The organism is Psychrobacter sp. UBA3068 (assembly GCF_002366815.1).
GTDB classification, from domain to species: Bacteria; Pseudomonadota; Gammaproteobacteria; order Pseudomonadales; family Moraxellaceae; genus Psychrobacter; species Psychrobacter namhaensis.
Genome location: NZ_DFBY01000010.1, coordinates 32,493 through 45,205 on the forward strand (window position 1 = coordinate 32,493; position 12,713 = coordinate 45,205).

Here is a 12,713-nt window from a genome sequence, read left to right on the forward strand (position 1 = left end):
CAAGCCAAATAGCCACGTCATTAGTCAATTATCATCAGTTTATTAAAGTAACTTTAGCAGTTAGCATCTTTAATTGAGATGGCCCATATAAGTTTCAAGGTAAAAACCATAAAAAATGCCATTTAATCTTAATAAATAGCATTTTTATAAAAATAAACGCTGTTTTTGTTGATTTGGTAGTGGTTTATAGGGGCGTCATGCGTGTTTGTGGTTTGCCAGTTGCGTTTTGGGGCTAGGACTTCTACCATAATGATAAAAATAAGGATGAACCATACAATGACTTCACTTGCCAATACGCCAAATAAGCAGTCAATAAGCACCAGTGACATCAATACTGGTGATATCAATAAAAGTGCCAGTATAAAGGCTGATATCCATTATCGATTTGATTTCGAGCGGTTTTTTGAGCACTTGGTTGATGTAACGCTCACCTTTACGGCCACAACGGATGCTCCTCAGCTGTGGTTGCCCGCGTGGATACCGGGCAGTTATTTGATGCGTGAGTTCGCGAGAAACATTACGGCTGTGCATTACCAGATAACAAATGATGATAAACAGTCTGAGACTTATCGCGCTCAGAAAACAGATAAAAACACATGGCAGCTATCACAAGCTCAGGCAGGACAGACGGTAACGGTGACGTATGAAGTCTACTGCTATGATCTGTCCGTGCGTACCGCGTATGTCGATCAGCAGCGCCTCTACGGTAACTTTACCTCCTTGGCGTTAGCAGTGAACGATCAAGAGCGCTCACCGATAAAGGTAAGCTTAATCGTTCCAGACGCATTTTTGGCAGACAAAGATGAGCATCGGGTGCTATTGGCATGTGGTCTAAACGCTACCCAGCTACCTCCAGGTGGGCCACTTTGTGATGTTCAACACAAAGATCTTCTACCCGATGATACTCAAACCAGTTACGGGCTAGAGGCAGACAGTTATCACGAGCTGATTGATTATCCGTTTGAGATTGCCGAACAAGACAGGTTTGATTTTATCGTTCATGATGATAAGCATCAGACGCTACCCCATAGCTTTTACCTCTCAGGTAAGCATAATGCCAATATGGGGAGGCTACAGCAAGATGTGACTCAGATTTGCCAAACTTATATAGACTGGTTGGGCGATGCGCCATTTGCTGATTATACGTTTATGACGTTTTCCAGTGGTCAGGACTATGGCGGTCTGGAGCACATCAATTCGACCAGTCTGATTACGCCGCGCCGCGACTTGCCAAGTCATGATGAGCCACAAGTACCAAGCGCCGATTATCAGCGATTTTTGGGCTTATGTAGCCATGAGTACTTTCATTCATGGTGGGTCAAAACCGTCCGTCCCGACGTTATGCTGACGGTTGATTTGCGCCGCGAGGCTTTCACGCCACTATTATGGGTGTTTGAAGGTTTTACGTCTTATATCGATGACTTTATGTTGCAAGCGTCCGGCGTGATTGATGAGGCAAGCTATCTTAAGCTACTCGCTGAACAAATCAATCGCTACTATCAAACCTCAGGCCGCGTGCACCAAAGTGTCGCCGAGTCGAGCTTTGATGCGTGGATCAAGCTGTATCGCAATGATGAAAACACAGGCAATGCGGGGATCAGCTACTATAATAAAGGGGCGCTGGTCGCGTTATGTTTGGATTTGACGCTGCTACAAAAGAGCGCTGGTCGCTATCGTTTGTTTGACGTGGTCAAAGCTTTTTATGCTCAAGCCAAACAAAATGACAATAAGCGCATCGGGATCAGTAGTGCAGATATGGGGGTGGTGATTGGGCAGTTTATGCCGTTAGCGGATTGGGAGGACTTTGAGAGTCGTTATGTCAATGGCGTCGAAGAGCTACCTATTAAAGCATTGCTTGCAGCAAACGGTATTAAAATGCGGACCAATACCAAAGAGACGGCTGATAAGCATGTGCCTTGGGGGTTACGCTGTACCGAAACACCCGCTGGACTTAAGATCAATCGGGTGCAACGTGATAGCGTGGCTGCCAAAGCTGGACTTTCAGCGCATGATGTCATTATTGCCATTGACGGTATCAAAGCGGACAATAAGCAATTGGCATCATTTAGTAACGCAGAGCGCGACGTTGACTGTTATTTCTTCCGCCGTGACGAACTGATGTGTGTCAGTGTGCGGCCGAAAGCTGCTATTGACCCCCAAGACCACAATATTGCTGAGACAGTATTCCCTCATAAAGTAAGTCTGCATTTATCAAAAAGTGTGGCAAGCTCAGAAGGCGATGATGACCAAGTACAAGCAAGCTGGCAGTCTTGGCTTAATGGCATAGAGCGATATCAGGTTTAAATCCACGAATGTAGACGTAGTGGTTTCAGCCAACGTTTATAACAACCCGTAAAAACAAAAACCCCTACTAAATACTGTATTTAGTAGGGGAATGAGTGAACAAGACCGAGTCTTTTTAGACGTTTCGTATTGTCTAAATGGCATTACAGCGTCTAAGAAGCAGGCAGCTGATTGTCCTCTTCGTTTTTGACTTTGTCATCTGCTGTATCTTTATCCGCCTCAAGCGCTGCAATCCAATGCTGCATCAACTCAATCTCAGCCTGCTGCGTATCGATGATATTTTGTGCCAATTGACGCATCTCCTCATCAGTCCCATATTTGAGCTGTATTTTCGCCATTTCTACGGCGCCAATATGATGTGGTAGCATACCGCGTGCAAACGCCATGTCGGGTACAGGATCAGCGACTCCCAAGACCATATCACCATGTAACGTCTCCATGCTTTGCGCATAGGCTTGCTGCATCGCTTCAGTATTGGGCTTAGGTTTGACAGCATCAGGGTGGCTTGCGAGCCATTTATTTAAAGTATCGATTTCAACTTGCTGTGCATCAACAATATCCTGAGCGAGCTTTAGCATGACCGCATCCGTACCGTATTTCAGCTGAATTTCTGCCATATCTACCGCACCGCGATGGTGTCCGAGCATGCCTTTCGCAAAAGCGGTATCAGGGTCGTTATAACCCATACCGATCATCATCTCTTCATGCATTCTGGTCATTGACCTTGTATAGTCTTTCAGCATATCGGTCATATGAGTATCGTCTGCGCCACTGTCGTTTTCTGTCACGCCCTCATCAGCCATGTTTTCGTGGTGAGCATGAGAGGTGTCAGTCACTGGCGGCGTTACTTCCTCTATCGGAGCAGGTTGATTGTCCTCTGTTGCTGGCTGACAGGCACTCAATAGTAGCGCCGTAGAAATACTGGTGGCCAACAAAGCAAAACGGTGAGAAGCAATCATGACATATCCCTATTATAAAAAGACCAAATATTAAGTGAGTGAGGCTTATTATACATAACCAATTAAGTGCTGAATGTTAACAGATAAACCTTACCCATTCGAGACGCTATGTTTAACAGGTCGTAATATATTTATATTATGTTAAAAATACTCTATCAATCGCTAAAGTGGGCGGTGAGTGGGTGTGGAATTAATCGAGAATGCCTAATTGCTGACAGCGCTCATTGTTTAAATGAAGACGCACAAACTCACCAACTGCTAACTCACCGAGCTCAAAACCTGCCACCGACCAGCGTATTAGACGCAGACAAGGCAATCCCACATGAGCTGTCATGCGTCTGACTTGACGGTTCTTACCTTCATAGATCGTGAGCATGAGCCATGATGTGGGTACGTTTTTACGCTCACGAATAGGCGGCTCGCGTTGCCATAAATCGATGGGTAAGTCTGCCTCCTCTACTATCGTGGCAGTCGCCGGTAGTGTCTTGCCGTCTTTTAAGGTGACGCCAGAGGCCAGCTCATTAAGCTGTGCTGTCGTTGCCACGCCTTCGACTTGTACCAAGTAAGTTTTACCTTGTTTATGCTTGTTTTTGGCAAAATTGGCAGCAGTGGGCGGCTGGGTAATGGCTTTATTTACCCTTCCATCACTTGTCAAAATCAGTAACCCTTCGGATGTGGCATCGAGCCTACCAGCCACTCGCAACGACTTATCCGTAAAATACTGAGAGAGGGTAGTGTGGTCATTATTACTGTCATCACGAAATTGACTTTGCACCCCATAAGGCTTGTTAAATAAAATAAGGCTAGAGGTCGACATAAAATGGTGGTTCCTACATATAAATCATTGATGAATTAGGGGCGTTTTTATTTGATTGACACAAAGTTTTTGCTAAAAATAGGCTTGAAGATGAGAAATTTGAATTACTATATTTTACACATGTGCCCGTAGAAATGGGGCATCATAAGTAGGATTCTTTAGCTTATTAAATCCACGTTGTAATAGTGGTTTTATGGTGATTGCTAGTCAAAAACATACTATATACACGTGCTATATATAAAGGAAACTGTCGAACAGACCTGTATTTATTACAATGTTTCATGCTTAGCATCTTCAAGATCGTTCATGTTTGCCTAGACCAGTATCAGTTGGCAATATTGTTTTGATTTTACCGCTTCTCAAATGAAGCTACTTTTTAAGACAAATCAATACTATACCGCAAGTGCTTTGCTCATCAAAACTGTGCTCAGTTAACAAGCAACTAGAGCCGTATAATCATAAGAGAATCTTTAGCATAAAAGAATCTCTAGCATAAAAGAGCACTAAGTGCGCTTGTGATACCTAACATACAACCAAGGAGTGTTATCCATGTCCTATGATAAGGTTATCGTACCAAGAGATGGCGAAAAAATTACCGTAAACGCTGATTTATCGTTAAATGTGCCCAATCATCCCATCATCCCATTTGTGGAAGGGGATGGTATCGGTGTAGATATTACGCCTGTCATGATAAAGGTAGTCGATGCGGCAGTGGATAAAGCCTATCACGGTAAAAAATCAATCGTTTGGATGGAAGCATACCTAGGTGAAAAAGCGGCTAAAATTTATGAGGGTGACTACCTACCCAGCGAGACGCTAGAGATTTTAAAAGACTACGTGATCAGTATCAAAGGGCCGCTAACCACGCCAGTCGGCGGTGGTTTTCGTTCATTAAACGTTGCGGTACGTCAAGAGCTGGACTTATATGTGTGCCAGCGTCCCGTACGCTGGTTTGAAGGCGTGCCAAGCCCCGTTCAGCATCCTGAGCTGACAGATATGGTAATTTTCCGCGAAAACTCAGAAGACATCTACGCTGGTATTGAGTGGCAGGCGGGCAGTGAAGAGGCCAAAAAAGTCATTAACTTCTTAAAAGATGAGATGGGTGTGACCAAAATTCGCTTCGATGATGACTGCGGTATCGGCATCAAGCCAGTATCAAAAGAAGGCTCACAACGTCTGGTACGCAAAGCCATCCAGCACGCTATCGATAACGATTTGCCAAGTGTGACTTTAGTGCATAAGGGTAATATCATGAAGTTTACCGAAGGCGCGTTTAAGGAGTGGGGCTATGAGATAGCCGCTGAGCGTTTCGGAGCGGAGCTGTTAGATGGCGGCCCTTGGATGACGATGAAAAATCCAAAAACAGGTAATGACATTATCATTAAAGATGTGATCGCTGATGCGTTCTTACAGCAAATTTTGATGCGCCCTGCGGATTACTCAGTGGTAGCAACCTTAAACCTAAACGGTGATTATATCTCTGATGCGCTAGCGGCTGAAGTGGGCGGTATTGGTATCGCACCAGGCGCTAACAAAGGGGGTGCCATCGCAGTCTATGAAGCGACACACGGTACTGCCCCTAAGTACGCGGGTCAGAATAAAGTAAACCCAGGCTCGTTAATTTTATCTGCTGAGATGATGTTACGTGATATGGGTTGGACGGAAGCTGCTGATCTCATTATTAGCGGTATCCAAGGCGCCATCGCTAATAAGACAGTCACTTACGATTTTGAGCGTCTCATGCCAGATGCGATCTTGCTTAGTACCTCTGAATTTGGTAAAGCGATCGTCAAGCACATGAATGCCTAAATAGCTTGAGTACTCATACTCATGTAGCCTAGCCCTAATGATGATACTGTAAAGTCAGTTAAAAAAGAGCCGTCTGCCATAAAGTAGACGGTTTTTTTATGGGTGTTTTATCATGATTTAGGGTGCTGTTTATTTTTTAAGATGCAAAAAAACACCCCAAAGATCTTAGATCTAAGGGGTATTTTCTATGCTTTATTAAGCGGACTCAAAAGCCTTTGGTAAATAGCGTCTTAAGCCCAGCTCCTAAGCTCATTACAACGAGGCTAATGCTTCATTGAATAAGGTGCTTGGACGCATGACTTGTTCAGCCAATTTTTCATCAGCGTAGTAGTAGCCTTTGATATCTACCGATTTGCCTTGAGCCTCATTCAACTCTTTGACGATTGCCGCTTCATTGTCTTCAAGCGTTTGCGCAAGCGGTGTGAATTTTGCTTTTAGATCAGCGTCTTGATCTTGCGCCGCCAGCTCTTTTGCCCAGTACATAGACAGATAGAAATGACTGCCACGGTTATCTAACTCACCAGTTTTGCGTGAGGGCGATTTGTCATTTAACAACAGTTTTTCTGTCGCCTTATCAAGGGTATCAGCCAGTACTTTAGCTTTAGCATTGTTGTCGTTTTTGGCCAAATGCTCCAAAGACACGGTCAAAGCTAAAAACTCACCCAATGAATCCCAACGTAAGTGGTTTTCTTCTACCAGCTGCTCCACATGCTTTGGTGCAGACCCACCAGCGCCTGTTTCAAACAAACCGCCGCCTTTCATTAATGGGACCACTGACAGCATTTTAGCGCTGGTGCCTAACTCTAGAATTGGGAACAAGTCAGTTAGGTAGTCGCGTAAGATGTTACCCGTTGCAGAGATGGTATCTAGGCCACGAGCGACACGCTCCAACGTATAACGCATGGCGCGAACCTGAGACATGATTTCAATGTGTAGGCCAGTTGTGTCGTGATCTTTTAAGTAAGTTTTAACTTTTTTGATCAACTCATTCTCATGTGGACGGTATGGATCTAACCAAAAGATGACCGGCGTATCTGATTCGCGAGCGCGGCTGACGGCCAGTTTTACCCAATCTTGGATCGGCAAGTCTTTGGTCTGACACATGCGCCAGATGTCACCCTCTTCAACACGCTGCTCAAGCAATACTTCACCCGTCTCAACGTCGACAATACGAGCGATACCTGCATCGCTAGATTCAAAGGTTTTATCGTGCGAGCCATACTCTTCTGCTTTTTGTGCCATTAAGCCCACGTTAGGCACGGTGCCCATGGTGGTTGGATCAAAGTTACCATGCCATTTGCAGAAGTTAATCATTTCTTGGTAGATACGGGCAAAGGTAGACTCTGGCATGACCGCTTTACAGTCATACATTTTGCCATCCGCGCCCCACATTTTACCGCCTGAGCGGATCATGGCTGGCATAGAGGCATCGACAATCACGTCACTTGGTGAATGGAAGTTGGTGATACCTTTTGAAGAGTCAACCATCGCAAGACGTGGACGATGCTCTTGGCAAGCATGCAAATCTTGTTCAATCTCTTCACGCTTTGATGCTGGAAGAGTAGAGATTTTGTCGTACAGATCCGCCATACCGTTGTTGACGTTGATGCCTAGTTCATCAAAGAAAGCGCCATGTTTTTCAAACGCATCTTTGTAGTAGATTCTGACGGCGTGGCCAAATACGATAGGGTGCGAGACCTTCATCATGGTGGCTTTTACGTGTAGTGAAAACAAGATACCGGCTTCGCGGCAGTCTTCCATTTCTTGCTCATAAAATTCAAGCAGCGATTTTTTGCTCATGAACATAAGATCGATGACTTCTTTGTCTAACAAAGCGATCTCTGGCTTTAAGACTTTGGTAGCCCCATCATCAGTTAACAGCTCCATACGTACGGTACGAGCTTTGTCTAAGGTGATCGACTGCTCGCCATCGTAAAAATCGCCACTGTGCATGTGCGATACGTGGGTGCTTGACCACTGCTTCCACTCGCCCATAGAGTGCGGGTGTTTGCGCGCAAAGTTCTTAACCGCCTTTGGCGCACGGCGGTCTGAGTTACCTTCGCGCAAAACAGGGTTAACCGAACTGCCTAAACTCTTACCATAACGCTGACGAATGGCTTTTTCTTCATCAGTTTTTGGGTCTTCTGGAAAGTTAGGGATGGCGTAGCCTTTGCTTTGTAACTCTTTAATGGCCGCTTTTAGCTGCTGTACTGAGGCACTGATATTAGGCAGTTTAATGATATTGGTGTTTGGATCTTGCGTTAGACGACCCAGCTCAGCTAAGTTGTCAGGTACACGCTGCTCTTCCGTTAAGTACTCAGGGAATTCGGCCAACACGCGCGCGGCGACAGAGATATCACTGGTCTCCACAGAGACGCCTGCTGTTTGTGTAAACGCTTTAACAATAGGCAAAAAGGATAGCGTCGCTAGCGCTGGGGCTTCGTCAGTTTTTGTATAAATAATTTTTGACATGTTAGTAGGGTATTCCTATAGGCTGTGGTGAATAATAAAGCTCAAATATAATGCTAAGTATCGTTAGATCATACTGTGCTATAGCGAACTATATGGTTAGATCAAGTTCATCACATGTAGTCTCTTAAACGTTTGAGGCTACTAAAAGTCTTTCTTTTGCTAACGTGGGTTAACAGTTATTAAAATGGCACTTCAAGACGGCACTTTGACTGTCTGCGTAAAACTGCCTGAAAGTAAGGTGCTGACGGTATATTATAGTCAATCCACTATAATTCCGCTACGATGTCAATCTTGTATCATGAACTAAGTATACTGTTTTCGCTCATATCCTATGTATCTGAATTATATTAAGCTAATAACAACCTTATTCTACCAGTCATCCGCTTCGATATCATCTTTTCCACACAACTACTGTCTTTTCCTTGGCATTTACATCAAGAAAAACAGTAGGACAGTCGCACCATTATAAAAAATAGCCACCTATATTACTGTAGGTGGTTTTTTATGGGAGATAGAAAATTTTTGCAAATTGTGACAGCAAGTTAGCAAAAATTTGCTAGGCTAAGTCACTAGTAGACAGATTAACGATAAATATACAGCGGTTATAGTGACGATGAGTATGAATTTAAAGTACGCGCTGATGAATGACACCAGTTGGCAGGGCCAAACAGACTGGCAAACACCAGACACGCCGTTTATGTCGTTTGCATTTTGGCAAGCATTGATCGACACGGGTGCGATTGGCGAGCAGGCAGGCTGGTTACCGATATTTATTTTGGTATATCGTGCCGAAGACGGCTCGATAGATCACGGTGAAAACAGTGAAAAAAATACGGCGGCAAGTCAAGCTGCGCTAACCATAAGTAAAGCTGCGCCAACCATAACGCATCCTATTGCGGTGCTGCCTGTGTTTATCAAAGGTCACCATCGCGGTGAGTTTGTGTTTGATCATGCGTGGGCAGAAGCCTATGCGCGATATGGTGTCGACTATTATCCTCGGCTGGTCACGAGCGTGCCTTACACACCCATTACTGGTCAGCGTTTTTGGTTGGCAAAAGGCGAGACCTTAACTGGGAATATTGTAAAAACAGCGATCGCGGGCATCGATGATGTTGCCCAGCAAGTGGGGGCATCGAGCTGGCATGGGCTGTTTGTCACGCCTGAGCTGGCTGCTATGGCGACCACCTCCATGCCAACTGATATTGGCATAGAGCATGCGATAGCTGCCCAAGATAACGAGCTAGAGTCAGCCCCTATCGACATGCCGATACTTGAGCGGCAGGGCTGTCAGTTTTTATGGCAGAATAAAGACCTACTCAATGACAGTCAGCCTTTTGCAGACTTCGAGGCGTTTTTGCTCACCCTAAAAGCCAAAAAGCGCAAAACCATTCGTGCTGAGCGTCGCAAGGTCGCTGAGCAAGGTATCACCTGCCAGCGCAAATGCGGTGATGCCATCACCGATGAGGACTGGAACGCTTTTTATCACTGTTATGTGATGACGTATGCAGTGCGTGGGCAGCAGCCTTATCTAACAATAGAGTTTTTTAAGGCCTTGGCAGCGACACTGCCTACGCACCTTATGTTGGCACAAGCGCTCGATGCGAGTGGTGAAATTATTGCCAGTAGTTTGTTCTTGTATGATAACCCTACTAGCGACAGTGTTGGTGATACGGCCACTTTATACGGTCGCTACTGGGGAGCGCTTGGTGAGTACGACAGTTTGCACTTTGAGCTGTGCTATTATCAAGGGCTTGAGTTTGCCATCGAGCAAGGATTGACGTCTTTTGATCCGGGGACACAAGGGGAGCATAAGCTGGTTCGCGGTTTTATTCCCACCATCACCCACTCTATCCACCGTATTTATGATCCGCGTTTTGTACCAGCGATTCGTGACTTTTGTACCAAAGATCGGTTGTATATGGCGCAATATCGTCAGCAAGCGTTTGCGGCTTTGCCGTTTAATGCGGACAATATGCCAGATTTTAATCACAACTATTAATCCTATTTGTTCTCAATAACTGCCTTCTAGCCATACACTATGACCCACCATCATTTTTCTTGTTCTACCCATCTATCACCTCCCAATGAGCTAGTATCATGGCTCAATGCTGAAGGCTCGCTGACTGCCATGCTAGAGGTTAAAGCAGGGCAGCCGCTGCGCGTAAAACGCAGCTTTGAAGGGTATCGCCCCTTGTCGATAACGCAAAAAAAGCAACTGGGGGTACAAGGCACCATGCTGAATCGTCCTATGTTGGCTTGGGTGCGCGAGGTACAACTATATGGCAATGATGAACGGCCGTGGGTGCAGGCGCAGAGTATCTTTCCGCTACCGAGTCTGACAGGACGTGCGCGTCGCCTGCAACAGCTCAAGGGCGTACCCATCGGCTATGTGTTGTTTAAGCGCAGTCGTACATTGCCCAATCAACGTTTTATTCAGCTCACTGCTGATGGCTGGCAACGACAAACGCGTTATGACTGGTACGGCCGCAAGCTGCTGATCAGTGAAGTGTTTTTACCGGCATTTCTGTCTGAGCGTGCTTGATCAATATACGTTTGATAGACAGTTATTGTGAAACCGTGGTCATAAAGCAGATAAAGTTGCTCAGAAAAAATGGGTAAACCCCTTATTTTATTGGCTATTTATCTGTGTGATACGGCCATTTAATCTACTCAGCTTAGGGTGAGGTTTTTTTGCGCTCGCTGCACAAATTTTCATGTTACACTTAATCTTTAGCGATGATTTCGATGCAAGCGCGTGTCGTCTTTATTGCCGAAAGGGACAAGTGACTGACAGGCTAATTGCTCAGGCTTACTGCTACTTATTTTTGCTAATAGACACCATTCACAATAATTTAATCACCATCAGACCGAGTATAAAAGTGCCAACCGTACTTTAAGCGACGTTGCACAGTATGCTTTTTATTGTGGACAGGCTATCAGCTTCTTTTCAATGACACTTTTTCAATGACAGTTTTTTATAACAATCACTACCTAGGATATTACTATGTTTAAAGATATTTCTATCAAAGATTTTGATCCTGTACTTGCTGAAGCGATGGCTGCTGAAAGCGTTCGTCAAGAAAACCATATTGAACTGATTGCGTCAGAAAACTATTGCTCACAAGCGGTAATGGAAGCGCAAGGCACTGACCTGACCAACAAATATGCAGAAGGCTATCCTGGTAAGCGTTATTATGGTGGTTGTGAGCATGTTGATGTCGTTGAGCAGTTGGCCATTGACCGTGCAAAAGAATTGTTTGGTGCTGAGTATGTTAACGTTCAGCCGCATTCAGGTAGCCAAGCAAACTCTGCGGTATTCTTAGCATTACTAGAAGCAAATGACACGGTACTTGGCATGAGCCTAGATGCTGGCGGTCACTTGACCCATGGTGCGCATATTAATTTCTCAGGCCTGAACTACAATGCCGTACAGTACGGCTTGGTAGAGGGCACTGGTCTTATTGACTATGACGAAGTTGAGCGTTTGGCAAAAGAGCACAAGCCTAAAATGATTATTGCGGGTTTCTCAGCGTATTCACAAGTGGTTGATTGGCAGCGTTTCCGTGAGATCGCTGACGAAGTGGGTGCATACTTGCTGGTCGATATGGCGCATGTGGCGGGTCTTATCGCTGGCGGCGTTTACCCAAGCCCCGTACCGTTCGCTGATGTTGTGACCACGACGACGCACAAAACCCTACGTGGACCACGCTCAGGTATGATCTTATCGCGTGATGAAAAGCTGGCCAAAAAGCTCAATTCAGCCGTATTCCCGGGCAATCAAGGTGGCCCGCTCATGCATGTCATCGCGGCAAAAGCGGTTTGCTTCAAAGAAGCGCTAGAAGACAACTTCAAAACGTACCAGCAGCAAGTGGTGAAAAACGCGCAAGCCATGGCAAAAGTCATCCAAGATCGCGGTTATGAAATCATCTCTGGTGGCACTGAAAACCATCTCATGCTGATCAGTTTGGTGAAGCAAGAAATGACTGGTAAAGAAGCAGATAAATGGCTTGGCGATGCCCACATCACGGTCAACAAAAACGCGGTACCAAATGATCCAAAGTCTCCGTTTGTGACCTCTGGTATTCGTATCGGTACGCCAGCGATTACCACACGCGGCTTCAATGAAGCGCAAGCAGGTGATTTGGCCGGTTGGATCTGTGACGTGCTAGACAGCCGCGGCGATGAAAAAGTGGCTGACGAGGTGCGCAGTAAAGTAGAAGCGATTTGTAAAGAGCTGCCCGTTTACGAAAAAAATCAGTAATCTTAAATCTGTACTGATTTAGCATTAAAAAAACCGCTTAGCTTTTGCTAGGCGGTTTTTTACGTTGTGGCTTTAAAAGCTGTGTGGTAAA

General features: G+C 45.3%; 8 protein-coding genes. 5 read left to right on the forward strand and 3 right to left on the reverse strand.

Annotated elements, in window-relative coordinates; genetic code table 11:
• The first annotated feature begins 276 nt into the window (after positions 1-276).
• On the forward strand, positions 277-2,304 hold the full coding sequence (locus tag B2P60_RS01995; protein ID WP_286739155.1) for a M61 family metallopeptidase: 2,028 nt from the start codon (positions 277-279) through the stop codon (positions 2,302-2,304).
• Between the two features lie 152 nt (positions 2,305-2,456).
• Here B2P60_RS01995 and copM read toward each other — a convergent pair whose 3' ends face one another.
• Positions 2,457-3,263: a CopM family metallochaperone gene (gene copM / locus B2P60_RS02000; RefSeq protein ID WP_286739158.1), complete on the reverse strand. Its 807-nt coding sequence runs from the start codon at positions 3,261-3,263 to the stop codon at positions 2,457-2,459.
• A gap of 190 nt (positions 3,264-3,453) precedes the next feature.
• The gene (locus tag B2P60_RS02005) at positions 3,454-4,080 is read right to left on the reverse strand and encodes a pseudouridine synthase (protein ID WP_286739159.1); all 627 of its coding nucleotides are present in this window, start codon (positions 4,078-4,080) and stop codon (positions 3,454-3,456) included.
• 549 nt (positions 4,081-4,629) lie between these two features.
• Between B2P60_RS02005 and icd the strand changes: the two genes are divergently transcribed.
• Positions 4,630-5,889, forward strand: coding sequence for an NADP-dependent isocitrate dehydrogenase (icd, locus tag B2P60_RS02010; protein ID WP_193006843.1), 1,260 nt, complete (start codon positions 4,630-4,632; stop codon positions 5,887-5,889).
• 252 nt (positions 5,890-6,141) lie between these two features.
• Here the strand turns inward: icd and B2P60_RS02015 are convergent, their stop codons facing one another.
• Complete coding sequence (locus tag B2P60_RS02015) at positions 6,142-8,361, reverse strand: NADP-dependent isocitrate dehydrogenase (RefSeq protein WP_193006842.1); 2,220 nt, start codon at positions 8,359-8,361, stop codon at positions 6,142-6,144.
• A 619-nt stretch (positions 8,362-8,980) separates the two neighbouring features.
• Between B2P60_RS02015 and B2P60_RS02020 the strand changes: the two genes are divergently transcribed.
• From B2P60_RS02020 to glyA, 3 genes are all read left to right on the forward strand, one after another.
• Complete coding sequence (locus B2P60_RS02020; RefSeq protein WP_193006841.1) at positions 8,981-10,360, forward strand: GNAT family N-acetyltransferase; 1,380 nt, start codon at positions 8,981-8,983, stop codon at positions 10,358-10,360.
• A 39-nt stretch (positions 10,361-10,399) separates the two neighbouring features.
• Positions 10,400-10,903 (forward strand): chorismate--pyruvate lyase family protein, encoded by a 504-nt coding sequence (locus tag B2P60_RS02025; RefSeq protein WP_286739161.1) that lies wholly within the window; start codon positions 10,400-10,402, stop codon positions 10,901-10,903.
• Positions 10,904-11,365: 462 nt separating this feature from the next.
• Positions 11,366-12,622: a serine hydroxymethyltransferase gene (glyA, locus tag B2P60_RS02030; RefSeq protein WP_230710000.1), complete on the forward strand. Its 1,257-nt coding sequence runs from the start codon at positions 11,366-11,368 to the stop codon at positions 12,620-12,622.
• Positions 12,623-12,713: the final 91 nt, after the last annotated feature.

Coding starts and splice junctions, on each gene's coding strand:
- B2P60_RS01995 (WP_286739155.1), top strand. CDS start 277: ATGACTTCACTTGCCAATACGCCAAATAAGCAGTCAATAAGCACCAGT.
- copM (WP_286739158.1), bottom strand. CDS start 3,263: ATGATTGCTTCTCACCGTTTTGCTTTGTTGGCCACCAGTATTTCTACG.
- B2P60_RS02005 (WP_286739159.1), bottom strand. CDS start 4,080: ATGTCGACCTCTAGCCTTATTTTATTTAACAAGCCTTATGGGGTGCAA.
- icd (WP_193006843.1), top strand. CDS start 4,630: ATGTCCTATGATAAGGTTATCGTACCAAGAGATGGCGAAAAAATTACC.
- B2P60_RS02015 (WP_193006842.1), bottom strand. CDS start 8,361: ATGTCAAAAATTATTTATACAAAAACTGACGAAGCCCCAGCGCTAGCG.
- B2P60_RS02020 (WP_193006841.1), top strand. CDS start 8,981: ATGAATTTAAAGTACGCGCTGATGAATGACACCAGTTGGCAGGGCCAA.
- B2P60_RS02025 (WP_286739161.1), top strand. CDS start 10,400: ATGACCCACCATCATTTTTCTTGTTCTACCCATCTATCACCTCCCAAT.
- glyA (WP_230710000.1), top strand. CDS start 11,366: ATGTTTAAAGATATTTCTATCAAAGATTTTGATCCTGTACTTGCTGAA.